Source organism: Klebsiella sp. GB_Kp056 (genome assembly GCF_040064755.1).
Classification (GTDB): Bacteria; Pseudomonadota; Gammaproteobacteria; order Enterobacterales; family Enterobacteriaceae; genus Klebsiella; species Klebsiella quasipneumoniae.
Window position 1 is genome coordinate 58269 of record NZ_JBEAJA010000043.1, and the last position, 24646, is coordinate 82914.

General features: G+C 54.3%; 23 protein-coding genes, 1 tRNA gene and 2 pseudogenes. 12 read left to right on the plus strand and 14 right to left on the minus strand.

All coding sequences use genetic code 11. The annotated features are described in order from the left end of the window. Window positions 1-83: 83 nt before the first annotated feature. From mnmH to ppiB, 6 genes are all read right to left on the minus strand, one after another. Window positions 84-1160 (minus strand): tRNA 2-selenouridine(34) synthase MnmH, encoded by a 1077-nt coding sequence (mnmH, locus tag ABLV52_RS10265; RefSeq protein ID WP_348890336.1) that lies wholly within the window; start codon window positions 1158-1160, stop codon window positions 84-86. A gap of 111 nt (window positions 1161-1271) precedes the next feature. Next, window positions 1272-2339 carry a 5-(carboxyamino)imidazole ribonucleotide synthase gene (purK, locus tag ABLV52_RS10270; protein ID WP_023288669.1) on the minus strand — a complete coding sequence of 356 codons (1068 nt, stop codon included), beginning with the start codon at window positions 2337-2339 and terminating at the stop codon, window positions 1272-1274. Next, window positions 2336-2845 (minus strand): 5-(carboxyamino)imidazole ribonucleotide mutase, encoded by a 510-nt coding sequence (purE, locus tag ABLV52_RS10275; protein WP_004151322.1) that lies wholly within the window; start codon window positions 2843-2845, stop codon window positions 2336-2338. Before purE ends, purK begins: the two co-directional genes overlap by 4 nt. 96 nt (window positions 2846-2941) lie before the next feature. Continuing rightward, window positions 2942-3280, minus strand: coding sequence for a hypothetical protein (locus ABLV52_RS10280; protein ID WP_289552916.1), 339 nt, complete (start codon window positions 3278-3280; stop codon window positions 2942-2944). Between the two features lie 107 nt (window positions 3281-3387). Beyond that, window positions 3388-4110, minus strand: coding sequence for a UDP-2,3-diacylglucosamine diphosphatase (gene lpxH, locus ABLV52_RS10285; RefSeq protein ID WP_072420818.1), 723 nt, complete (start codon window positions 4108-4110; stop codon window positions 3388-3390). 3 nt (window positions 4111-4113) lie between these two features. After that, window positions 4114-4608, minus strand: a complete 495-nt coding sequence (gene ppiB / locus ABLV52_RS10290; RefSeq protein WP_004151319.1) for a peptidylprolyl isomerase B — start codon at window positions 4606-4608, stop codon at window positions 4114-4116. Between the two features lie 175 nt (window positions 4609-4783). Between ppiB and cysS the strand changes: the two genes are divergently transcribed. Beyond that, window positions 4784-6169, plus strand: coding sequence for a cysteine--tRNA ligase (gene cysS / locus ABLV52_RS10295; protein WP_101992039.1), 1386 nt, complete (start codon window positions 4784-4786; stop codon window positions 6167-6169). A 45-nt stretch (window positions 6170-6214) separates the two neighbouring features. On the opposite strand, the gene ybcJ is transcribed toward cysS, so the two are convergent. Both ybcJ and folD read right to left on the minus strand, forming a co-directional pair. Further along, window positions 6215-6427, minus strand: coding sequence for a ribosome-associated protein YbcJ (ybcJ, locus tag ABLV52_RS10300; protein WP_004143016.1), 213 nt, complete (start codon window positions 6425-6427; stop codon window positions 6215-6217). 1 nt (window position 6428) lies between these two features. Further along, on the minus strand, window positions 6429-7295 hold the full coding sequence (gene folD / locus ABLV52_RS10305; protein ID WP_004143017.1) for a bifunctional methylenetetrahydrofolate dehydrogenase/methenyltetrahydrofolate cyclohydrolase FolD: 867 nt from the start codon (window positions 7293-7295) through the stop codon (window positions 6429-6431). 340 nt (window positions 7296-7635) lie between these two features. On the opposite strand from folD, the gene ABLV52_RS10310 reads away from it, so the two are divergent. After that, window positions 7636-7712: transfer RNA gene (locus ABLV52_RS10310), tRNA-Arg, on the plus strand. 18 nt (window positions 7713-7730) lie between these two features. On the opposite strand, the pseudogene ABLV52_RS10315 reads toward ABLV52_RS10310, so the two are convergent. Further along, window positions 7731-7991: pseudogene (locus ABLV52_RS10315) on the minus strand (tyrosine-type recombinase/integrase); the annotation flags it as partial. 323 nt (window positions 7992-8314) lie between these two features. Between ABLV52_RS10315 and ABLV52_RS10320 the strand changes: the two are divergent. Beyond that, on the plus strand, window positions 8315-9151 hold the full coding sequence (locus tag ABLV52_RS10320) for a DUF2971 domain-containing protein (protein WP_348890337.1): 837 nt from the start codon (window positions 8315-8317) through the stop codon (window positions 9149-9151). A gap of 115 nt (window positions 9152-9266) precedes the next feature. Here ABLV52_RS10320 and ABLV52_RS10325 read toward each other — a convergent pair. The 3 genes and pseudogenes from ABLV52_RS10325 to ABLV52_RS10335 all read right to left on the minus strand — a co-directional run bounded on the left by ABLV52_RS10325 (window position 9267) and on the right by ABLV52_RS10335 (window position 11509). Continuing rightward, window positions 9267-9463: pseudogene (locus tag ABLV52_RS10325) on the minus strand (AlpA family phage regulatory protein). A gap of 413 nt (window positions 9464-9876) precedes the next feature. After that, on the minus strand, window positions 9877-10278 hold the full coding sequence (locus ABLV52_RS10330; RefSeq protein ID WP_052542026.1) for a hypothetical protein: 402 nt from the start codon (window positions 10276-10278) through the stop codon (window positions 9877-9879). A gap of 691 nt (window positions 10279-10969) precedes the next feature. Further along, window positions 10970-11509, minus strand: coding sequence for a hypothetical protein (locus ABLV52_RS10335; RefSeq protein WP_044521366.1), 540 nt, complete (start codon window positions 11507-11509; stop codon window positions 10970-10972). A 381-nt stretch (window positions 11510-11890) separates the two neighbouring features. On the opposite strand from ABLV52_RS10335, the gene uraH reads away from it, so the two are divergent. After that, window positions 11891-12292 carry a hydroxyisourate hydrolase gene (gene uraH, locus ABLV52_RS10340; RefSeq protein ID WP_008805473.1) on the plus strand — a complete coding sequence of 134 codons (402 nt, stop codon included), beginning with the start codon at window positions 11891-11893 and terminating at the stop codon, window positions 12290-12292. A gap of 78 nt (window positions 12293-12370) precedes the next feature. On the opposite strand, the gene ABLV52_RS10345 is transcribed toward uraH, so the two are convergent. Then, window positions 12371-12541 (minus strand): ATP-NAD kinase, encoded by a 171-nt coding sequence (locus tag ABLV52_RS10345; protein ID WP_348874385.1) that lies wholly within the window; start codon window positions 12539-12541, stop codon window positions 12371-12373. Window positions 12542-12865: 324 nt separating this feature from the next. On the opposite strand from ABLV52_RS10345, the gene ABLV52_RS10350 reads away from it, so the two are divergent. Together ABLV52_RS10350 and ABLV52_RS10355 are read left to right on the plus strand one after the other, a co-directional pair. Then, window positions 12866-13006: a hypothetical protein gene (locus ABLV52_RS10350; protein ID WP_032428644.1), complete on the plus strand. Its 141-nt coding sequence runs from the start codon at window positions 12866-12868 to the stop codon at window positions 13004-13006. 45 nt (window positions 13007-13051) lie between these two features. Continuing rightward, entirely contained in the window at window positions 13052-14356 is a 1305-nt protein-coding gene (locus tag ABLV52_RS10355; protein ID WP_348890338.1) for a citrate synthase, read from the plus strand. A 72-nt stretch (window positions 14357-14428) separates the two neighbouring features. On the opposite strand, the gene ABLV52_RS10360 is transcribed toward ABLV52_RS10355, so the two are convergent. After that, window positions 14429-15295: a GNAT family N-acetyltransferase gene (locus ABLV52_RS10360; RefSeq protein ID WP_023288676.1), complete on the minus strand. Its 867-nt coding sequence runs from the start codon at window positions 15293-15295 to the stop codon at window positions 14429-14431. A 509-nt stretch (window positions 15296-15804) separates the two neighbouring features. Here ABLV52_RS10360 and ABLV52_RS10365 point away from each other — a divergent pair. The 6 genes from ABLV52_RS10365 to dtpD all read left to right on the plus strand — a co-directional run bounded on the left by ABLV52_RS10365 (window position 15805) and on the right by dtpD (window position 24422). Continuing rightward, entirely contained in the window at window positions 15805-16725 is a 921-nt protein-coding gene (locus ABLV52_RS10365; protein WP_023288677.1) for a Kdo(2)-lipid IV(A) acyltransferase, read from the plus strand. Window positions 16726-16825: 100 nt separating this feature from the next. Next, window positions 16826-17098 (plus strand): DUF1471 domain-containing protein, encoded by a 273-nt coding sequence (locus ABLV52_RS10370; RefSeq protein ID WP_002892402.1) that lies wholly within the window; start codon window positions 16826-16828, stop codon window positions 17096-17098. Between the two features lie 290 nt (window positions 17099-17388). Then, the gene (gene cadC, locus ABLV52_RS10375) at window positions 17389-18957 is read left to right on the plus strand and encodes a lysine decarboxylation/transport transcriptional activator CadC (RefSeq protein WP_044521381.1); all 1569 of its coding nucleotides are present in this window, start codon (window positions 17389-17391) and stop codon (window positions 18955-18957) included. Between the two features lie 365 nt (window positions 18958-19322). Continuing rightward, window positions 19323-20657 carry a cadaverine/lysine antiporter gene (gene cadB / locus ABLV52_RS10380; protein WP_023288679.1) on the plus strand — a complete coding sequence of 445 codons (1335 nt, stop codon included), beginning with the start codon at window positions 19323-19325 and terminating at the stop codon, window positions 20655-20657. Between the two features lie 82 nt (window positions 20658-20739). After that, window positions 20740-22887 carry a lysine decarboxylase CadA gene (cadA, locus tag ABLV52_RS10385; protein ID WP_023288680.1) on the plus strand — a complete coding sequence of 716 codons (2148 nt, stop codon included), beginning with the start codon at window positions 20740-20742 and terminating at the stop codon, window positions 22885-22887. 59 nt (window positions 22888-22946) lie between these two features. Beyond that, window positions 22947-24422, plus strand: a complete 1476-nt coding sequence (dtpD, locus tag ABLV52_RS10390; protein ID WP_044521382.1) for a dipeptide permease DtpD — start codon at window positions 22947-22949, stop codon at window positions 24420-24422. Window positions 24423-24646 lie beyond the last annotated feature (224 nt).

Consider the following 24646-nt stretch of genomic DNA (forward strand, 5'->3'; position numbering starts at 1 on the left):
GGGGCTACAGGTTCACCGCCGTCTGCGGACCCGTAGCCCGGCTAAGGCGTTTACGCCGCAAGCCGGGACAAGAGAGGGTGTGATTACTCCGCCAGCCAGGCGGCGACCTCCTGCCAGTTGCCGCGAAAAATAATCTTCCCGGCTTTTTTCCCCAACTGATAGCGATACATCGGGTCGTAGTATTCTTCCAGCAGCGGCACCAGCCAGGCGAAGTGCGCCTCGGTGCTGGTGGTGCGCTGCTGCTGCGCCAGCGACTCATCGAGGCGTTCAGTGAGCTGAGCAAAACGCTGCAGTCCCAGGCGACGGCGGATGGCGAACAGGCCGTGATGCAGATACTCGCCATATGCCTGCCAGCCTTTCTCTTCGCCATAGGCGGCGATAAAGTCGCGATACATGCGATCGAAATACTCCTCGCGCAGCCGTTCGAGGCGAACGTCAAACGGATCTTCCACCACCGCCAGCGGCGATTGCGCCATGCGGATGCGCAGGCACTCCGGCAGATGGTTGGCGCCGATCATGTGGCCTTCATCTTCCAGCACCCAGCGCGTCTGCTGTTCGGCTTTTTTGAGCAGGCTAACCGCCAGATGGTTTTCAAAGGTGGCCTGCGGATGCTGCGGCTGTAGCGTGCGGCCAAACGAAGAGCCGCGGTGGTGGGCATGGCCTTCCAGATCGATACCGTCCGGGCGCGAGCAAACCAGCTGGGTTTTGCCGTTGCCGGTGCAGCCGCCAATCAGCACGATCGGTCGCTGTACCAGCGCGTCGGTGGCCTGGATCGCCGCCTGGCGCAGCGCTTTATAGCCGCCGACGATCAGGGGGTAATCCACACCAGCTTCTTTCAGCCACTGCTGGACGATATGCGAGCGCTGGCCGCCGCGAGCGCAGCACAGGAAACCGTGCGGGTAACGGGCGCACGCTTCCAGCCAGGCCTGGATCCGGCTGGCGCGCATGTCGCCCTGGACCAGCTTATGGCCGAGCGCCAGCGCCGCTTCCGGCCCCTGGCGCTTGTAGCAGGTGCCAACCGCGGCGCGTTCTTCATCATTCATCAGCGGCAGGTTGATCGCCGCCGGCATCGCGCTTTGGCTAAACTCCACCGGGGCGCGCACGTCAATCAGTGGCGTATCGCTGGCGAGAATGGCGCGATAATCCGTCCCATTGGTCATGGGGTATCCTCTGAAGTCAAAACAGAAATGGGCTTTACAGCAAGGGGGGGATTGTACGCGCCTCAAGGTGTGCCGGGGAAGGGGATAGATCAAATCCCCGGCACGAAGGGCTTAGCTGAGCTGCGCCTGCGCCCAGACGATACCGCTGGCGTATTCCGCTGGCAGCAGCGGCTTCAACGCTTCCAGCGTCGCGCTCAGACGGTCTGTATCGCTGTCGGTCAGGTTCAGGTGGCCGACTTTACGACCCTGGCGCACCTCTTTATCGTACCAGTGCAGGTGGACCAGCGGCAGCTTCAGCCAGTCGTAATTGAGATCGGTGCCGATCAGGTTGATCATCACCGACGGGCTGTTAACCACCGGCGGCGGCAGAGGAAGGTCGGTCATCGCTCGCAGATGCAGCTCAAACTGGCTGATGGAGGCGCCATTTTGCGTCCAGTGGCCGCTGTTGTGTACGCGCGGCGCCAGCTCGTTAATCAGCAGCCCCTCGGCGGTGACGAAGCACTCCATCGCCATCACGCCGACGTAGTTCAGCTCGTTCATGATCGCCGTCAGCATGCTTTCCGCTTGCTCCTGCTGGCGGGCATTGGCCTGCGGGAAGGCGACGCTGGCGCGCAGAATACCGTCCTGATGCAGGTTGCGGGTCAGCGGGTAGAAGACGGTGCTGCCGTCCTGGGCGCGGGCGCCTACCAGCGACACTTCGCCGGAGAAGTTAATCCCCTGCTCGACGATGCACTCGCCGTAGTTATCGTCCGGTAGCTGATCGATCTCGTTTTCCCGCAGACGCCACTGGCCGCGGCCGTCGTAGCCGCCGACGCGACGCTTAACGATCGCCAGTTCGCCAAGGCGGGCAAACACCGCCGGCCACTCGCTTTTATCCGCCAGCAGCTGCCACGGGGCAGTGGCGAGGCCCAGCTTATCGAACAGCTGCTTTTGCGTCAGGCGATCGGCGATAATCGGGAAGACGTCGCGGTTGACGAACGCCGGGTGGCGGGCCAGCTCGCGGGTGAGGGCGGTTTCCGGCCAGCGTTCAATTTCTGCGGTGATGACGCTCTGCTGGAACGGCACCGCTTCCGGATCGGCTTCCAGCCCCACCGGCCAGACGGCGATACCCAGCGGCTCGCCGGCCTGGCGCAGCATACGGCCTAACTGGCCGTTACCGAGCACGCATACCTGTTTCATGCCGCACCCCGCGGGTCCGGGTTATCCAGCACTTCATCGGTTTGCGCCTGACGCCAGGCGCTCAGGCGCTGGTGGAGTTCAGCATCATGCTGGGCGAGGATCTGCGCGGCGAGCAGACCGGCGTTTGCAGCCCCGGCTTTGCCGATGGCCAGGGTACCGACCGGAATACCGCGCGGCATCTGCACAATGGAGTAGAGGCTGTCGACACCGCTTAAGGCCGCGCTCTGAACCGGTACGCCGAGCACCGGCACCAGGGTTTTCGCCGCAATCATGCCCGGCAGATGCGCCGCGCCGCCTGCCCCTGCAATAATCACCTGATAACCGTGGCTTTCGGCGCTTTCAGCGAAGCTGAACAGCTTATCGGGCGTGCGATGGGCGGAGACCACTTCGACATGGTACGGAACGTTCAGGGCATCAAGGATTTCTGCGGTAAACTGCATGGTAGCCCAGTCGCTTTTGGACCCCATCACGATGGCGATACGCGCCGAATTATTGCGGGAAGACATGCGTCTTAAAACTCCTGTGGGTGTGTTTCACACTGCTTTAGAGGCCACAGAGAATAGCATGAACTGCCGGCAAGGAAAACGGTTGCGTGCGCATGGTTAGCCGTCTTTTGTCTCGCTTATCGAGGACGGCGATCGCGGCTTATCGACACTTCTCTCATTCATGATACAGGTGATAAGCAGCACGAGCCCCCAGGGGAGCATCAGGGTGCCCATGATCAGTAAAAAGATCTGTACTGACCGGCTCTCGTGAGGGCGGGTGCAGAGCAAATAAATGGCATAGAAATAGATGGCCCACGCCAGCAGGGCGCACCAGACAAACGTCAGCGTGTTGCCGAGAGTGACGCCGATTAAGGCGATATAGCTTATCCCTAACGGATTGAGGAGCGCGATGATCATTCCCCAGATCAGCGGCTGGCTCCACTTTTTCCTGTTCATGCTCGTTCCTTGAGAGTGATGTCGAGGAAGACTAGCATGCGGAATGCCGGGAGGCGCATACCTCCGCCCAGGCAAAAGGCGGTTTCGGAATTATGCTCGCGCAGGAATTAGAACGGAAAGTGGATCAGTTCGACGTCGTCCGGCGTCACCTTGACCATCGATCCTTCGCTGTGCCAGGCGCCAAGCACCACGCGCCATGCGGGCTGGCCGTTGGCCTGCAGGTCATGGACCGCCGGGCGATGGGTATGGCCGTGGATCAGCCACTGCACGTGATGCCGCTCCATCGCGTCAACCACCGCCTGCGGATTCACATCCATAATTTCCATTGATTTGCTGCTGTTGGCGGCTTTGCTGTCGGCGCGCATGCGGGCGGCGATACGGCGGCGGATAAACAGCGGCAGGGCCAGGAACAGGCGCTGGATCCACGGGGTGTGGACTTTCGCGCGAAACGCCAGATAGCCCAGGTCATCGGTGCACAGCGTGTCGCCATGCATAATCAAGACTTCACGGCCATAGAGGTCCAGTCGCTCTTCTTCGGCGAGCAGGAGCATCCCGCTCTGGCGGGCGAAGCGCTGGCCGACGAGAAAATCGCGGTTGCCGTGAATGAAGTAGCAGGGCACGCCGGCGTCGACGACGGCTTTGATTGCCGTAGCGATTTGCTGATGCAACGGGTTCGGATCGTCATCGCCGATCCATGCCTCGAACAGATCGCCAAGGATATACAGGGCGTCCGCCTGACGGGCTTCCCCCTGTAAAAAACGCAGAAAACCGGCGGTGATCGCCGGTTCTTCTGTTTGCAGGTGCAAATCTGCAATAAAAAGTGTCGCCACGAATTACTCGCTGACGGTGACGCTTTTGATGATCACATCGTCTTTCGGCACATCCTGGTGCATGCCGCTGCGGCCGGTGGCAACCGCTTTGATTTTATCAACCACGTCCATGCCTTCAACCACTTCCGCGAAGACGCAGTAGCCCCAGCCCTGCAGGCTTTCGCCGGAGAAGTTCAGGAAGTCGTTGTCAACCACGTTGATGAAGAACTGCGCGGTTGCAGAGTGCGGCGCCTGAGTACGGGCCATCGCCAGCGTGCCGCGGGTGTTTTTCAGACCGTTGTTCGCTTCGTTCTGAATCGGAGATTTGGTCGCTTTTTGTTTCATGCCAGGTTCAAAACCGCCGCCCTGAATCATGAAGCCGTTGATAACACGGTGGAAAATGGTGTTGTCGTAGAAACCTTCGCGGCAGTAGTCCAGGAAGTTTTTAACTGTTTCCGGCGCTTTGTCGTCAAACGTTTTGATTACGATATCGCCATGATTGGTGTGGAAAGTAACCATTTTTGCATCCTGTTCCGATGAGTGTGGTGCCAGCACCCGGTGTCGGGTGAGATATAGGGGGGTGTTATAGCATAACCGCGGGGGTCGATGCACCTTGCAATGTGTGCTGCGTCCAGTGTGAATTATGGGTATTATAGAGGCTTCATTACCCACACACGTCTACACGGAATCTTCGATGTTAAAAATTTTTAATACACTGACGCGCCAGAAAGAGGAATTTAAACCTATCCATGCCGGGGAAGTCGGCATGTACGTGTGTGGTATTACCGTTTACGATCTCTGTCACATCGGCCATGGGCGTACCTTCGTCTCCTTTGACGTTGTGGCGCGTTATCTGCGTTTTCTCGGCTATAAGCTGAAGTACGTGCGCAATATCACCGATATCGATGACAAAATCATTAAGCGCGCTAATGAAAACGGCGAAAGCTTTGTCGCGCTGGTCGATCGGATGATCGCCGAAATGCACAAGGATTTTGACGCCCTGAATATTTTGCGTCCCGACAGCGAGCCGCGCGCGACGCATCATATTGCGGAAATCATCGAGATTACCGAGCAGCTGATCGCCAAAGGCCATGCCTATGTGGCGGATAACGGCGACGTGATGTTCGATGTGCCGACGGACCCGAACTACGGTTTGCTGTCGCGTCAGGATCTCGATCAGCTGCAGGCGGGGGCGCGCGTCGACGTGGTTGACGTCAAGCGTAACCCGATGGACTTCGTTCTGTGGAAGATGTCGAAAGAGGGCGAGCCAAGCTGGCCGTCGCCGTGGGGCGCGGGCCGTCCGGGCTGGCATATCGAGTGCTCGGCGATGAACTGCAAACAGCTGGGCAACCATTTTGACATCCACGGCGGCGGTTCCGATCTGATGTTCCCGCATCACGAAAACGAAATCGCTCAGTCCACCTGCGCCCATGACGGCGAGTACGTTAACTACTGGATGCACTCCGGCATGGTGATGGTTGACCGCGAGAAGATGTCGAAATCGCTGGGCAACTTCTTTACCGTCCGCGATGTGCTGAAGTATTACGATGCGGAGACGATTCGCTACTTCCTGATGTCTGGCCACTATCGCAGCCAGCTGAACTACAGCGAAGAGAACCTCAAGCAGGCGCGCTCGGCGCTGGAGCGTCTGTACACCGCGCTGCGCGGGACCGACAAATCCGTCGAGGCGGCGGGCGGCGAAGCCTTCGAAGCACGCTTTATCGAGGCGATGGACGATGACTTCAACACCCCGGAAGCCTACTCGGTGCTGTTCGATATGGCGCGCGAAGTAAACCGCCTGAAAACCGAGGACGCGGCCGCGGCGAACGCCATGGCGGCCCACCTGCGTAAGCTTGCGTCGGTGCTGGGGCTGCTGGAGCAGGAGCCGGACGCCTTCCTGCAGAGCGGCGCGCAGGCTGACGACGCGGAAGTGGCGGAAATTGAATCGCTTATCCAGCAGCGTCTGGACGCGCGTAAAGCGAAAGACTGGGCGGCGGCGGATGCGGCGCGCGATCGTCTTAACGAGATGGGGATCGTGCTGGAAGATGGCCCGCAGGGCACCACCTGGCGCCGGAAGTAAGTCATAAAAAAACGCCCGCTTAAGCGGGCGTTTTCCTTTTCGCGGTCAGGCCGTGACGGTTACGCTCTGGCCTTCAAAGCTCACCGTCTGACCGGCGACGATTTTGCAGCGTTTGCGGGTTTCCACCGCGCCGTCGACTTTTACCAGCCCGTCGGCGATGGCGATCTTCGCCTGGGCGCCGCTTTCGCTCCAGCCTTCCAGCTTCAGCAGATCGCACAGCTCAACGTGCGGGTGTTTTCCTAAGGAAAATGTCGCCATCTCAGGCCTCCTCAACGTCGTGGTACTCTTCGCACGCCTGCAGCGTGTTCTGAATCAGGGTGGCGACGGTCATCGGGCCAACGCCGCCGGGCACCGGGGTGATGTAGGATGCGCGTTCAGCGGCATCTTCATACACCACGTCGCCGACCACTTTGCCGCTTTCCAGACGGTTAATGCCGACATCGACCACAATCGCCCCTTCTTTGATCCATTCGCCAGGAATAAAGCCCGGTTTACCCACCGCGACGATCAGCAGGTCGGCGTTTTCGACATGATGGCGCAGGTTTTTGGTAAAGCGGTGGGTGACGGTGGTGGTGCAGCCGGCCAGCAGCAGCTCCATGCTCATCGGGCGGCCGACGATATTGGACGCGCCAATGACCACCGCATTCAGGCCGTAGGTGTCGATATTGTAGCGCTCCAGCAGCGTCACGATACCGCGCGGGGTGCACGGACGCAGGCGCGGCGCCCGCTGGCACAGGCGGCCAACGTTGTAAGGATGGAAGCCGTCGACGTCTTTATCCGGCGCGATGCGCTCGAGAACTTTGACGTTATCGATCCCTGCCGGCAGGGGCAGCTGAACCAGAATACCGTCGATGGTCTTATCGGCATTCAGGGTGTCGATAAGCTCCAGCAGCTCGGCTTCGCTGGTGGTTTCCGGGAGATCGTAAGAGCGGGAGACGAAGCCCACTTCTTCACATGCTTTGCGCTTGCTGCCGACATAAATCTGCGAGGCCGGGTTGCTGCCGACCAGCACGACGGCCAGCCCAGGGGCGCGTTTTCCGGCCGCAACGCGAGCCTTCACTTTTTCCGCAACCTCAGAGCGTACCTGCTGCGCAATCGTTTTACCGTCAATAATTTTTGCTGCCATCAGAGAGAGGATTCCATCTGTATCTTTACGAAAGGGGGATGAGGATATTTTGTCAGAAGCCGGCCTCGCTGTCAGTCCTCGTTTGCTGTTTTATCCTGTCTGGGGCAAATTTAGCCAGTTTTTGACCCTTTTCATTGCATGGTTATTGGTGTATTGCGCCTGGCCACTCAGTCGATTTACTGGCGTAAGAGCCCCGGTGGTATGCTTCTTGTACAGTTGGCGGAGGATATTTCGCCAGCGTCGTATAAGCCCCGCAGTTTCCTGGCAAAATGGATTGACTCAACCGACGTGGACCGTATAATTCCAGGCGTTTCACTCCGCGAAGCACTCGCTTCTCAGGGCGCCCTTAGCTCAGCTGGATAGAGCAACGGCCTTCTAAGCCGTAGGTCACAGGTTCGAATCCTGTAGGGCGTGCCATTAATAATCAAGCACTTATCAAATTCCTCCAGCCACTGAATTTTCCTTGTGGGACATATTTGGGACATCTTCTGCAAAAATCGAGTCAATTTGACGTGCGTGCTCAGTTAAATGGTTAGGTGCCAGGTGAGCATATCGACGGACCATTTCGATGCTTTCCCAACCACCCATTTCCTGAAGCACAGAAAGCGGGACATTGGACTGAATCAGCCAGCTCGCCCAGGTGTGTCGGAGGTCGTGAAATCGAAAGTCTTCAATGCCGGCACGTTTGCATGATGAGTGGACTGACACCGCCCCGGTAGATATCATATCCTTGGTTCAATGAGATTGAGCCGATTCTACCTTATTCAAATGATCAGTATGCTTGTGGAAACTGTCGCCACCAAGTTACTGATTATACTGAGAAGGCAAAAAAGTATCTCAAGGACTTCAACTCTGATATGAAAGGATCTAAGAGTCCCAACAGGAAGCGATAGACAAAGCAAATAGAGTTGTCGAAGAATATAACCGCAAGGCGAAGGGTACCAACAAAAGGCCCATTGCGAGGAGTTTTATACAAGATATTCAGAGCTAGTTTATTATTATATCTCAATGGGGGAACTATGGAAATAGTAGGCGATTTTAGTGATGTTACCGCACTTCAAAAATATATGAGTTTTGCAAAATTCATGGACCTGATTGAAACAAATAAAATATTCCTTTCGAAAGCATCTGGTTTTGAAGATAAGAATGAAGGTGGTTTAAGTTTAGAATTCAGGTTTTTGAATGATGGTAGTGCAATGATGTTAGATGTTGCAATGAATCATATATTTCCGAGTGTTAGGAAATTATCTCCAGAAGAAAGGGTTGAACATGAAAAGAAAACAGAGCAATTATTTGAAGTAATAGAAAAAAGAATTAATAGTACTGTCTTTGGAGACTTTCCTAATAACGAATTTAGCTATGATGATATTAACAAGCAATATAAAGAATGGATTGATGTGAGCTGCTGGCATGCAAACATGCATGAGAGCATGGCGATGTGGAAAATTTATGGTGAATCGGAAAGTTCGGTATGCATGGTTACCAATCTTGAAAAAATAAAATCAAGTTTTATCCCGCCTGACGGATATAAGATGATTATCGCTAAAGTCGAATACATATCGCACGATACTGATTCGTTTAAAATTGAGCACAAGTTAGCTCCTTTCATGCACAAATCGAACTTTTATACATATGAACAAGAAGTCAGAATTATTGGTTATAACTCTTTTTGTAAGTTTAAAGAAATGAGAGCTGATTTTGGTACAAAGATAAAACTAGATATCACAAATTTAATACAGGAGATAAAAGTATCGCCTTATGCACCTAACTGGTTTTTTGAATTGGTAAAATCAGTATGTAAAAAATATGACTTAGATATACCAGTTAACCGTTCAAAAATATATGGAAGTTTATAATCGCCAGAATAATTTGAAATTAACTGTCAACAGTATCCCCATAACATACTAAGGGATTGTTGACGAGCAATTTATCGCTTTTCGAGTTGATAGGCGCTTTCCTGCGCCAGTTACATCACGTTGCCGTACTTACCGGGCGATAATTTCGCTGTTCAACAAGAGGCTTTTTCCACCAAGTTTATCGGTACTTGCGGCCTTTCTTTCGTCAAGCCACTTTTCAACTTCATCTCCATCCCAGGCGCAGCGTCCGTCGGTAATATAGAAACGTTTTGGGAACTGATTTTTGTGCTCAAGGCGGTCGATAGTACTCATCGATAACGGAACCACCAGCAACAACTCTTTCCTGCCAAAAGCTTTATCATTAATTAATTCGACCGTATCTGTTAGGAGGGGGGATTTTTAGCAAATGGTTAATCAGGAATGCAGCGGATTATTCCTGGATGTCAACCGTTTTTGATGCCCGATTCCGCTACAGCCTGATTAAAAGTGTCCTGTAATTCAGTCGGAACGCAAAATGTTACCAGATTGGATTTGCTCATAAAGGGCCGCTGATTCATTGTTATCAGTTTATACAGATATAGTGGCCGTATATACACCGATTGATACCGGTCATCGGATAAATTAACGGTATCAAGGTGCCTCTATCAACAGCGCTCACATCACTGGCCGCATTGAAGTGTGTACGTAGAGTGGACGAAACTTGCAGAGCGAGTCTTACCATCAGGTCAGTCTATTCGCGCTTCTTCACCTGGAAGGAGTTGTTTCTCTGCCATTTTTTTTATATTCATAAGGAAGACGCTACCGTCGGTGAACCGATCATACAGTTTGCTTGCTAGCGGCGAATCTATGGCTTTAAGGGACGGATAGAGCTGCCGGCGCCAGACGCTGTAAATAAATTCATAGTGAATAGCTAGCGCATTGATGTTGTACAAATGTTTTTCACGCTCAGAAGGCGGCTTACGAGAATCAGTGTATCTTAACGTTTCCTCCTTCTCAGCTCTGCTTTCTGTTGGCTCTGGTTGCAGTTCTGATGCCAGATAGTCCATTACAAGCTCGAAATCCTCGTTGGATGTTATATGAAGAGCTTGCATAACCTTTTTGATATTTCTTTTCTGCGTACTGTCCATTCTTTGCACTCCATGATTGTTTTATTTTTGATCGTAATAGGTAAGGCAAGTTGATATTCTAACTGCTCATAAAACACTCACTTTTGAGGCGGTACCGTGATCTGCATCTAAGAAATAAGCGGAATGTATCTGGCTGGCTATACAACCTATATCGACTGAACTACCAGAATCATGAACTGAAGGTTGGGTACTGGACGGCGTGATTTTACTGCTTATGACCAGTGAGTGTTGGTTCAACCAGCTAAATGTTGGTTCAAAACATGAGGGTGTTGGTTCATTTTTTTAAAAAATGTATAAACAAAACAATGGCCTTTACGTTTTGAGGCAACTGAACCAACCGAACCAACACATTTTGCATGTATATAGAGAAATTTTTCCGCACATAAATTTTGCGGCGTTTTGTGTCGGTGGATATTTCCGACAAGTGAGGTTGTGCTATGGGGACAAAATTGAACAAAAAAACACCCAATGCTCATCTATAGAAAAAAATTATTGGGGTACATTTGGGGGGGATTTTACAAACAAATTTAGTTATATAAAATCAACAAATTGCATTTTTATATCGAATCCTATAGGGGCCATACTCATCACTTCTTTTAACGTCTGCCAAAGTCCACTCAATCTCCTTAATTATGCAAACGTTGCCGTTACTTCCTTCTCTCAAAGTCTACAAACTGTGCGTTGATATTCCTTAAGCGGTGGAAGGAATCGGGTACTTCAGGTCGATTTGCGGCGCATCGCTTAGCCGCCGGCCAGATTTTGCCATCAGGTATCCGGCGATTTCTTCAGGCGTCAAATCGACATGAAGCATGTCTATATCCTGAAACCATTCATCTGGCCAGTAGATAAGGTCGGATGGATTGGCATCAAAGTTTTTTTCCAGCAGTCCCAGCGCGTAGCTTTGTTCAGATTCCTTACCTTCAGCCTGATAAACGAACTGGATGATCTGAATCAGTTCATCCCACGATAAATCTGCAACGTATTTTTCTTGATTAAACGCCATCCGGGTGAAGTCTTTTGCACTGGTCCATGAAGAGAAGTCCCGGAAATCTGAGAATGAATATGGGGTAATAACCTCGCTATTCCAGTCACTTATCAACATTTTCAACCCGGCATCTTCTTCCCTGACCCCGTTATCAATTTGCGCCAGTATCTCTTCTGCCATGTCCGCTAGCTGTTTCAGTTTCTGACGGTTTACTTTGGCTGGTTGCAGACGATCGGGTAATGGCATCGGGTTATTCCTTGTAAAACTGAGCGCATCAGTGACAAGCTATGAGTACATCTTGGTCAAACATTTATCCAAAGTCTATATACAATCAACTCCTCTTCTGACAACGAGCGTCTAACAGCATCAATATCAGCGGCAGGTCCCAGAAGTTCGTAACCCGCAGTCCGGAAAATGCCTACTCGTCATGATAAAAAGTGGCTTCACAAACCACACCCATTAGCCGACTTTCCCTGTGCAGAAGGCCGTTTATAGCCTGTTTCAGGGCATATCAAGTTGCGCCTTTCCCTGCCTAATGACCGCAATCTGATAACAAAAAGTTTAATTTTTTTCCCCGCCGCGCTGACTATAGTTAGGGCACTTTCACTTGCCCAAAAGGTCACGATTATGAAATTAGTTATCGCCTCCGTAATTTCCCTGCTCAGCTTCAGCGCGCTGGCGGCGCCAGAGGGCACGCTCAGCGTACACATTCTTAATCAGCAAACCGGGCTCCCTTCGCCGGGGGTGCAGATTGAGCTGGATAAGCAGCAAGGGGAGAGCTGGCAGCATATCGCCACCGGCAAAACGGATGCCGATGGGCGGATTAAATCGCTCTATCCGCAGGCGGAAAATATGGAGCCGGGGGTGTATAAAGTGACGTTTAAAACTGGTGACTATTTTAAAAGCCAAAACATGAATACGTTCTTCCCGGTGGTTCCGGTTATTTTCAATGTCACAAAGCAAAATCAAAAACTGCATATCCCGCTGCTGCTCAGTCAGTACGGATACTCTACCTACCGCGGCAGCTGATAACCCAAGCCGTTATCCAGCCAACGCCTGCGCGTCTCCCGCAGGCGTCACCCTTTCCCCGCACAACGACGCCCACGCCTAACGCTCGGTCTCTTTCTCTTTAAAATGGTTAACGGCTTCGTCGTACATCGCCAGCAGGCCGGAAATATCGCCTTCATATTGCGGCACGCGCTGGGCGCGAACGAGCTCAATTATCAGCGCATAGGCTGCTTCTTCCGGGGCCGCATGTGGGTTGATCAGTCCAGACATATCACCTCCTTAACAGTGGGCCTTTAGCCTACCCCTCGCCGGGAAACCGCAACAGCCTGATATGCGACCAGTACTTCTTGTATGACTCTGCTGAAACTTCAGAGGCGAAGACCACAGCGGAAATCTATTGAATGAGGCGTTATCCAGGCCACTGGCGTGGCGGTTAGCGCTGCGTCTACACCGGCAGCAGGCTCATCATCAGCCAGGCGATAGCGATGCAGATGAGGGTCATCGACAGCACAAAATTCATGGTAGCTCCTCTTCATCCTTTCTTTACTCAGCGTAAATTTTGACAGCGCTGATCGCCTTTATCCTTGGCGATTTGTGCCGCTATCCAGCGGTGGGGTGGGGAAAGACGGCCTGTTTCCCCGGGAAGGCCAGCAAAATATCCTCTTTGTCAGCGTTATAGTGATGACATCAATGAATAAGCTGCATCACATTGGTTATGTTGGTCTTTCCGCCTGAAGAATGACTTCAGGTCGCTGATAAGCTGCTGGGGGAACTGACAGGATGAGCACCACACCGTTAACGCTTTCTATTGCCGGGCAACCGACGCCCATCACCCTGCCGCAGGTGCCGGGAAGCCGGGGCCATGTGGGGGTCGACATACGCGAGCTGAATCAGTCCGGATTCTGCAGCTACGACCCCGGCTTCGCTAACACCGCCGGATGCCAGTCGGCGATCTCGTGGATCGATACGGAAAACAGCGTGCTGCTGCACCGCGGCTATCCGGTGGACCAGCTGGCCCGCCAGTGTGATTTTCTCGAGGTGGCGTACATTATGCTGCGGGGCGACGCGCCGGATGAGGCCAGCTATCAAACGTTTCGCGAAACCATCACCCGCCATACCCTGGTGCATGAGCAGATAGCCCGCATGTGCAGCGGCTTTCGTCGCGATTCGCACCCGATGGCGCTGATGTGCGCCCTGGTGGGGGCGCTGGCGGCGTTCTATCATGATGTCCTGGATGTGGAAAATCCGGAGCACCGGGCGCTGGCCGCCACGCGGCTGCTGTCGAAAATGCCCACTATCGCCGCCATGAGCTACAAATACACCATTGAACAACCCGCCGCGTTTCCGCGCAACGATCTCTCCTATGCCGGCAATTTCCTGCAGATGCTGTTTGCTATCCCGGCCGAGAAGTACGTCCTCAATCCGGTCATCGAACAGGCGATGAACCAGATCCTGGTCCTGCATGCCGATCACGGGCAGTGCGCCTCCACCACCACGGTGCGCGCGGCGGGCTCCTCCGGAGCGAACTTATTCGCCTGCGTCGCCGCCGGGCTAGCGTCGCTGTGGGGACCGATGCACGGCGGCGCCAATGAGTCGAGCATGCGGATGCTGGAAGAGATTGAAAGCGTCGATCAGGTTCCGGCGTTTCTGCGTCAGGCAAAACGCGACCCGCAGGCATTTCGCCGCCTCGGTTTTGGCAACTCACGCTACCGTCACCGCGACCCGCGCGCCGATATCCTGCGTGAAACCAGCCATCGGGTACTGGCGGAGGTAGGAATGTCCGATCGTCTGCTGCAGGTGGCGATGGCCCTTGAGGACGTGGCGCTGACCGACCCCTACTTTGTGGAAAATGGCCTGTCGCCGAGCGTGGATTTTTATACCGCGGTGATCCTCAAGGCGATGAATCTGCCTTCGTCGATGTTTGCGGTGGTCACTGCCGTCGGACGGACGGTCGGCTGGGTGGCGCACTGGAACGAGATGCACCAGGCGCCGCTGACCATCTACCGGCCACGGCAGATTTATGTTGGCGAGGACTATCGGGATTACGTCTCACGGCGCGGCGAGCCGCCGACCGGCTCGCGTTGACAGCGGGCGAGGCGAACGCCAGCGCGACCTTCGTGGTGACCTATAACTGATCGGCCTGACGGCGCGGCGCCGTCAGGCATGCGCCAGTAAAGGAAACATCAACTTCCTGTCTTTAAACAGGTTTTCCTTGTGGTCATAGACAAAGAGGATATCTTCCCCCTCAATCTTCTCGTACTCGCCGAGCCGGTCTTCATTGGGGGTAAAACCGAGGATGGCCTGGTAAACATGGTCATCGGCCAGCTCGTTGACCAGCGTCGACAGGCTTTTGCCCGTGTCGCAGAACAGGTCAAAGCAGATCAGCACCGGGCCGTTTTGCATGGCGATAACCACCGCCTCATTTTTTGCCGAATAGTAAACGAAATGCTTCATAAAGGCGGAGCAGTAAAACATCAGCAGGCCAAAGTTGTGCTCCACCCGCAGCGGTGAGAACGGGTTGGATTTTTCATAGTAATGGCGGAGCAGGGCGACATCGTCCGCGCGGTCCATATCCAGCTTGCGAAAATCACCGGCGCGCGGAGAGACCGGCATAATATATTGATGCTCTTCGCTGCGGGTGAAACCAAATTTGGGGTAAAAATCCACCGTGGTGGGATTGGCAAATAAAAAGAAGGCGTCTGCCTCCTGCTGCCAGTCCTGCAGGATGTGATGGATAAGCTGACCGGCTAATCCCTTATTACGGTGGTCCGGTTCGGTCATCACGGTGCCAATCTGAATATAACGCCGGGGTTCGCCCTGCCAGCGCAGATCGATGATGTTGGCCGAGGCGTTAGCGATAATTTTATTTCGTTCGACAAAGGCGTAGGGGATATAGGCGTCAGTCCAGTAACCTTGTTGATACCACTCTTCAAAAGACAGGTCGAAAGTCTTAACGGCAAGGTCAATGAAGCTTTTTCTTAATGTGTTATTTTCTCTGACTTGCTTCACTAATTGATAATTCATTGTCATAGTTCCTTCTCACTATGGCTTCTGAAAGCGACGACGTCGGCAAAGGCACTTGCGTCGAATGAGCGCTGTAAACGTAGCATATCTGGGAAAAGGATCCGCATTGGTGATGCTTAACCTTTGCCCGAGTCACAAATAACCGCATGCTGGCCATGTTAGACCGGGCGAAACGGCCTGTTTGCGTTGTCTATCGCCATAATAAAGCGTGAGTAAAAAAGGCTTTGGGCGAGAGGCTGAGGATAAGACACTGGCGATTTTATCGGCAATCGGCCGCGTCGTAGAGGTTAGGTTTATTTATTTATGCACAAATCAGGAAATTTTACGCTAAGTGTCTAATACGAGAGTAATCCCAGCGCAAGGGCTGAAATTATCATGGAATCGGCTTATAATAACGCGCTTTGTGACTGAGTATTACCGCACGAATTGGAAAAATATAACCTGCAGGATCCGCTACTTTATTTCGCGATTTTTGCTCAGCTATTATTGAGTGAATTAACAGGATTACTATGTCAAATTTACCCAAATTTTCCCGCGCGCTATTGCACCCGCGTTACTGGCTATTATGGCTGGGAATTGGCTTGTTATGGCTGCTGGTGCAATTACCGTATCCGGTGATCTACCGACTGGGCACGGCGCTCGGGCGGCTGGCAATGCGGGTGATGAAAAGTCGCGCGCGGATTGCCAGACGTAATCTGGAACTCTGTTTTCCCGCGATGAGCGTCGCCGAGCGTGAGGCGCTGCTGGTGAAAAACTTTGAATCGTTGGGCATGGGGCTGATGGAGACCGGCATGGCCTGGTTCTGGCCGACGCACCGGGTGGCGCGCTGGACCGAGACCAGCGGCGTGAACGAGGTGGTCGACCTCCTCGAACAAAAGCAGGGCATCTTACTGATCGGCATTCATTTTCTCACCCTCGAGATGGGGGCGCGGATGTATGGCATGTTTACCCCGGGCATCGGCGTCTACCGGCCCAATGATAACCCGCTGATTGACTGGCTGCAGACCTGGGGACGCTTGCGCTCGAACAAGACCATGCTGGATCGAAAAAATCTGAAAGGGATGGTCAGGGCGCTGAAAGAGGGGGAGATCCTCTGGTACGCGCCGGATCATGATTACGGCCCGGCCAGCAGCGTTTTTGCGCCGCTGTTTGCCGTCGAGCAGGCGGCGACCACCACCGGCACCTGGATGCTGGCGAAAATGTCCGGGGCGACGATTGTGCCGTTTGTTCCCCGACGCAAGCCCAACGGAAGGGGATATGAATTGATCTCCCTGACGCCGGAGCGCACGCCGCCGCTGGCAAGCGCCGAGGTGACGGCGGCGTGGATGAACCAGATTATCGAACAGTGCATCCTGATGGCTCCCGAGCAATATATGTGGCTGCACCGGCGTTTTAAGACCCGCCCGGAAGGGGTACCGCCGCGTTACTAAACGCTGCGGCCGAAAAATCAGCGCATCGGTAGCACGCTTAGTAAATCGCCGTCTATACTGAAAGGGCCTGACTGAAGGCCTATTCCAAGGAGATTTTAGGATGAAAAAAGTGATAGTCGCGTTAGCCCTTTCAGCCGTTGCATTTGGCGCCTCCGCCGCGCAGTTGATCACCAAAGAAGAAGTGAAACACTTCAAACTGACCAAGGTCGGACCGATCTCGGTGGGGCCGTCCGGCGGTGAGTTCTCTTCGCCCTCCGATCTGCACGATCAGCTCTCTAAGCTGGCCGATGAGAAAGGCGGAAAGTACTACGTGATTACTGCTGCGCGTGAGCATGGCCCTAACTTTGAAGCCACAGCGGAAGTGTATAAATAATCGATTGTGCCGCTGCCGTAACGGCACGCCACTGACTGAGCCTGGAGCGCGTTACGCCTCCGGGCTTATTTTTTTTCCGCCGCCCGCGTTCCACCGGCTAAGCGACAGCGAAAACGCATTTTTATCGCTATATATAGTTTTGATGATCACGATGTTAATGAAATATTGCTTTTTATTGTCGCTAAAAGGCGAATTCCAGCCTAATGCCTGAGGGAGTGACCCCTGGCAAAAATAGGTAGGACAAATGTGTTATCATCGCGCCTTTCCCTTTTTGTCTGGGGCTTTCTTGTATGCTACAACCTGTTGTTCGCGTCGGTGAATGGCTGGTAACCCCCTCTGTAAACCAAATCAGCAGGAAGGGGCGCCAGCTTACCCTTGAACCGCGTTTAATCGACCTTCTGGTCTTTTTTGCTCGCCATCCGGGGGAAGTGCTTAGCCGGGACGAGCTTATCGAAAACGTCTGGACCCGGAACGTTGTGACCAGCCACGTCGTCACGCAGAGTATTTCCGAACTGCGCAAGTCGCTCAAAGACGGCGACGACGTTAGCCTTGAGTACATCGCGACGGTACCCAAACGGGGGTATAAGCTCACGGTGCCGGTGATCTGGTGCACCGAAGAGGGGGAGGAACTCGCCCCGCAGATGGAGGCGCTGACGCCTTCGCCATCGGTCGCCGCTCCCGCGCCGCCGGCTGCCGGTGCGCCGCCGGACGCGCCCATCTCCACCGCCGATCCCGCCGCGCCAGCTCCCGCGCCGACAGGTGCCAGCGCGCCGTCAGTGCGTAAACGGCTCACCACCGCCCTGGTGTGGGGGCTGTTTCTGCTGGCGCTGGGCACCTGCGTGGCGCTGGTGGCGCTGTCGAGCATGGAATCGCGGCCGCCGGTCAACAAGGCGCGCCTGCTACTCAACCCGCGCGATATCGATATCCACCTGGTCAATGGTAACTCCTGCACCAACTGGTCTTCGCAGCACTCCTACGCGGTCGGCCTGGCCAGCCTGATCACCACCTCGCTGAACACCTTCTCGACCTTTATGGTGCATGACAAAACAGACTACAACATCAATGAGCCGAGCAGTTCCGGTAAAACGCTGACCATTGAATTCGTCAATCAGCGCCACTACCGGGCGCAGCAATGCTTTATGTCGGTCCAGCTGGTGGATAACGCCGACAGCTCGACGATGCTCGATAAGCGCTACTTTGTGACCAATGACAACCAGCTCACCATCCAGAACGATCTGATGAACAGCCTGTCGGACGCGCTGGCGCAGCCGTGGCCGGCGCGAATGCAGGCGATGCTCAGGCAATATCAGCCCTCGCAAAGCGTGGCGTTAACCTATTTCTACCAGTCGCATCAGCTGTTAATGAAGGGCGATGTTGACTCATTAAGCAAGGCCAGCAGCCTGCTGGATGATGTGATTAAGCGGGCGCCTGATTTTATTTACGCGTATGCCGAAAAAACGCTGGTGGATGTATTACGCCATTCGCAACAGCCGCTGGATGATAAACAGCTGGCAGCCCTTTACAGCGAAGTTGAGCGGGTAGGGGAGATGCCGGGTATAAAAGATATGGCGATTTATTATCAAATAAACGCAGTGGATTTGTTGGGGAAGGGAAAAGTTGACGAAGCGAACACAGCGATTAACCACGCGATCGATTTAGAGATGTCGTGGCTGAATTATGTGCTGTTAGGCAAAGTCTATGAGATGAAAGGCGAGAACCGGCTGGCAGCGGATTCTTACATTACGGCGTTTAATTTACGACCCGGTGGAGACACATTGTACTGGATTGAAAACGGAGTTTTCCAGACGTCGGTCAACCGGGTTGTTCCGTATCTCGATAATTTCCTCTCTTCAGAATAAGTAAACCCTCATCATGCGAAAGGTTTTTGGCATGATGAGGTTAAATTTATGTTTCTCATGAAGCCTCCTGTTGTTATTTATATTTAGCATTCAGGAGGCTTTGAATAACAGTTCAGTAACACATCACATCTCATCTAAGTTCATGTAAAACAACAATGTTTATCTTTTTCTGACACCCTGTTGTCATGTTTATATGTTAAGCGAAAAAGGTCAAAATATCATTTGTCTGATGTTTGTTGTTATTTCACTTTATCTTTAGGACTTATCTCGTACAAATCAGTAATCTTGTTGGCAGTTGGTCGGGTCAATTAATGGTTCTGTATCATGATCTGTACCTCCCAAATAAACTTAGGAGAAAAACAACCATGAGTTCTGCCAAGAAGATCGGGCTATTTGCCTGTACCGGTGTCGTCGCCGGTAATATGATGGGGAGCGGTATTGCATTATTACCTGCGAACCTGGCCAGCATCGGTGGTATTGCCATTTGGGGCTGGGTAATTTCAATTATTGGTGCGATGTCTCTGGCTTATGTTTATGCCCGACTGGCCACTAAAAACCCGCAGCAGGGTGGTCCCATTGCTTACGCAGGGGAAATATCTCCGGCATTCGGTTTCCAGACCGGTGTACTTTATTATCACGCAAACTGGATTGGTAACCTGGCTATCGGGATTACCGCAGTTTCTTATCTGTCTACGTTCTTCCCTATTTTAAATAACCCGGTGCCAGCAGGGATTGCCTGTATTGCCATCGTGTGGATCTTTACTTTCGTTAATATGCTCGGCGGGACCTGGGTCAGCCGTCTGACCACCATTGGTCTGGTGCTGGTGCTTATTCCGGTAGTCATGACCGCGGTCGTCGGCTGGCACTGGTTTGATGTCGCTACCTATCAGGCGAACTGGAACACCTCCAGCACCACCGATAGCCACGCGGTCATCAAAAGTATCCTGCTCTGCCTGTGGGCCTTCGTTGGCGTAGAATCCGCCGCCGTGAGTACCGGGATGGTGAAAAACCCGAAACGTACCGTGCCGCTGGCCACCATGCTGGGTACCGCGATGGCCGGTATCGTCTACATCGCCGCGACTCAGGTTATCGCCGGTATGTATCCTGCTTCTCAGATGGCAGCGTCCGGTGCGCCGTTCGCGATTAGCGCCTCCACCATCCTTGGCGGCTGGGCTGCGCCGATGGTATCCGCTTTCACCGCCTTCGCCTGCCTGACTTCTCTGGGCTCGTGGATGATGCTGGTTGGCCAGGCGGGTGTGCGTGCCGCCAACGATGGCAACTTCCCGAAAGTGTATGGCGAAGTCGATAGCAACGGTATCCCGAAAAAAGGCCTGCTGCTGGCCGCGGTGAAAATGACCGCGCTGATGGTGCTGATTACCCTGATGAACTCCGCCGGTGGTAAAGCCTCTGACCTGTTCGGCGAACTGACCGGTATCGCGGTACTGCTGACCATGCTGCCTTACTTCTACTCCTGTGTTGACCTGATTCGTTTCGAAGGCATCAACATCCGTAACTTCGTCAGCCTGATTTGTTCGGTACTGGGTTGCGTGTTCTGCTTCATCGCGCTGATGGGCGCAAGCTCCTTCGAACTGGCCGGCACCTTTATCGTTAGCCTGATTATCCTGATGTTCTACGGTCGCAAAATGCACCAGCGCCAGAGCAACGCATCGGATAGCAACAGCCCCGCTAACGCGCACTAATCAGTAACCCTTTTTCCTGAGGCTCCTTCCATCACCTGTCATAGCGCGACGGGAGGGGCTTTCTACATCTGGAGATTTGACTATGAACGTTATTGCAATCATGAATCACATGGGGGTTTACTTCAAAGAAGAACCCATCCGTGAACTGCATCGTGCTCTCGAACGCCTGGACTTCCGCATTGTCTACCCGAACGACCGTGACGACTTATTAAAACTGATCGAAAACAACTCTCGTCTGTGCGGCGTGATCTTCGACTGGGATAAATACAATCTCGAGCTGTGCGAAGAAATCAGCAAAATGAACGAGTACATGCCGCTGTATGCGTTCGCTAACACCTACTCCACGCTGGACGTTAGCCTGAACGATCTGCGCATGCAGGTTCGCTTCTTCGAATATGCGCTGGGCGCTGCGGAAGATATCGCGAACAAAATCAAACAGAACACTGACGAATACATCGACACCATTCTGCCGCCGCTGACCAAAGCGCTGTTCAAATATGTGCGTGAAGGCAAATACACCTTCTGTACCCCGGGCCACATGGGCGGTACCGCCTTCCAGAAAAGCCCGGTAGGCAGCATCTTCTACGATTTCTTTGGCTCCAACACCATGAAATCCGATATCTCGATTTCGGTTTCTGAACTCGGTTCCCTGCTGGACCACAGCGGCCCGCACAAAGAAGCGGAAGAGTATATCGCTCGCGTATTTAACGCCGAACGCAGCTACATGGTGACCAACGGCACCTCGACCGCCAACAAAATCGTCGGTATGTACTCCGCGCCGGCCGGCAGCACCGTGCTGATTGACCGTAACTGCCACAAATCGCTGACCCATCTGATGATGATGAGCGACATTACGCCGATCTACTTCCGTCCGACCCGTAACGCCTACGGCATCCTCGGCGGTATCCCGCAGAGCGAATTCCAGCACGCGACTATCGCCAAGCGTGTGAAAGAGACGCCGAACGCGACCTGGCCGGTACACGCCGTTATCACCAACTCGACTTACGATGGTCTGCTGTACAACACTGACTTCATCAAGAAAACCCTGGATGTGAAATCCATCCACTTTGACTCCGCATGGGTGCCTTACACCAACTTCTCGCCGATCTATGAAGGCAAATGCGGGATGAGCGGCGGCCGCGTCGAAGGGAAAGTGATTTACGAAACCCAGTCCACGCACAAACTGCTGGCGGCGTTCTCTCAGGCATCGATGATCCACGTGAAAGGCGATGTTAACGAAGAGACCTTTAACGAAGCCTACATGATGCACACCACCACCTCCCCGCACTACGGGATCGTGGCGTCCACCGAAACCGCGGCGGCGATGATGAAAGGCAACGCCGGTAAGCGCCTGATCGACGGCTCTATCGAACGTTCCATCAAGTTCCGTAAAGAGATCAAACGTCTGAAAGGCGAGTCTGACGGCTGGTTCTTCGACGTATGGCAGCCGGAACATATCGACGGTCCTGAATGCTGGCCGCTGCGCTCCGACAGCGCATGGCACGGTTTCAAAAACATCGACAACGAGCACATGTATCTCGACCCGATCAAAGTCACTCTGCTGACCCCGGGGATGAAGAAAGACGGCACCATGGATGAGTTCGGTATTCCGGCCAGCATCGTGGCGAAGTATCTCGACGAACACGGCATCGTGGTGGAGAAAACCGGTCCGTACAACCTGCTGTTCCTGTTCAGCATCGGTATCGACAAAACCAAAGCGCTGAGCCTGCTGCGTGCGCTGACCGACTTCAAACGCGCGTTCGACCTGAACCTGCGGGTGAAAAACATGCTGCCGTCGCTGTACCGTGAAGATCCTGAATTCTATGAAAACATGCGTATTCAGGACCTGGCGCAGAACATTCACAAACTGGTTGAGCATCACAACCTGCCGGACCTGATGTTCCGCGCGTTTGAAGTGCTGCCATCCATGGTGATGACCCCGTATGCCGCGTTCCAGAAAGAGCTGCACGGTCAGACGGAAGAAGTGTACCTCGAAGAGATGGTCGGCCGCGTCAACGCCAACATGATCCTGCCGTATCCTCCGGGAGTGCCGCTGGTGATGCCGGGTGAAATGATCACCGAAGAGAGCCGTCCGGTGCTGGAGTTCCTGCAGATGCTGTGCGAAATCGGCGCCCACTATCCGGGCTTCGAAACCGATATCCACGGCGCCTATCGTCAGGCGGATGGTCGTTACACCGTTAAAGTGCTGAAAGAAGAGAATAACAAGTAATAGACGCACATCAGGGAAGTGGCTTGCCACTTCCCTTTTTCACGCTGCAAGGAGAACACATGAAAACACCCTCACAGCCGCGCGCGATTTACTACATCGTTGCGATCCAGATCTGGGAGTACTTCAGCTTTTACGGCATGCGCGCCTTACTCATCCTCTACCTCACCCACCAGCTTGGCTTCGACGACAGCCACGCCATCAGCCTGTTCAGCGCTTACGCCTCTCTGGTTTACGTTACCCCTATTCTTGGCGGCTGGCTTGCCGACCGCCTGCTCGGCAACCGCACGGCGGTGATTGCCGGGGCGCTATTGATGACCCTCGGCCACGTGGTGCTGGGCGTTGAGTCGACCTCCGCATGGAGCCTGTACGTCGCGCTGGCGATCATTATCTGTGGCTACGGCCTGTTCAAATCCAATATCAGCTGCCTGCTTGGCGAACTTTACGCCCACGACGATCCGCGTCGCGACGGCGGCTTCTCGCTGCTGTACGCCGCCGGCAACGTCGGCTCCATCGCCGCGCCCATCGCCTGCGGGCTGGCGGCTCAGTGGTACGGCTGGCATATCGGCTTCGCCCTGGCGGGGATCGGGATGTTCATCGGCCTGATGATTTTCTTAAGCGGCAGCCGCCACTTCCGGCATACCCGCGGCGTCGATAAACCGGCGCTGCGGGCGGTGAAATTCGTGCTGCCGACCTGGGGCTGGCTGCTGGTGATGCTCTGCCTGGCGCCGGTGTTCTTCACGCTGCTGCTGCAAAACAACTGGTCCGGCTATCTGCTGGCGGTCGTCTGCCTGTTCGCCGCCCAGATGGTGGCGCGGATCATGATCAAAGCCCCGGAGCATCGTCGCGCGCTGTGGCAGATCGTCCTGCTGATGCTTGCCGGGACGCTGTTCTGGGTGCTGGCGCAGCAGGGGGGAAGCTCGATTAGCCTGTTTATCGATCACTTTGTTAACCGCCGCCTGCTGAACTGGGACGTGCCGACGGCGCTGTTCCAGTCGGTTAACGCGGTGGCGGTGATGGCGGCCGGCGTGGCGCTGGCGTGGCTGATGCGTCCGGAAGGCAGCGCGCGTTCGGTGCTGCGCGTCTGGTTGAAATTCGCTTTTGGCCTGCTGCTGATGGGCGGCGGCTTTATGCTGCTGGCGCTCAACGCCCGCCACGGCGCCGCTGAGGGTCAGGCCTCGATGGGCATGATGGTCGCCGGACTGGCGATGATGGGCTTTGCCGAACTGTTTATCGACCCGGTCGCGATGGCGCAAATCACCCGCCTGAACATGCCCGGCGTCACCGGGGTATTGACCGGTATTTATATGCTGGCCACCGGCGCGGTGGCCAACTGGCTGGCCGGCGTGGTCGCCCAGCAGACCACCGAATCGCAAATCAGCGATACGGCGATTGCCGCCTATCAGCATTTCTTCTCGCAGATGGGGGAATGGACCCTCGGCTGCGTGGCGGTGATGGTGGTTATCGCCTTTGCCGCAGCCTGTAGCGTCGGCAAACGCCGCGCGGCGGCTGGCGAGCTTCCCGGCGGCGGCGCCTAGCCCCGTCTGGCGACAGGTCCGGCTTACCGGGCTACAAAATCGTGCTGCCTGGTAGCCCGGCTAAGGCGTTTACGCCGCGAGCCGGGGATCGGTAACCCCAACAGTGGAGCGACAAGCCGCTCCTTGCACCGTTTACTGAACAGGAGGAGGATATTCTGGCAGGCGCGGAAGCCAACGATAAAAAATACCGTTAGTGAAGGCATAGCTGAGTGAGATCAGCTTGA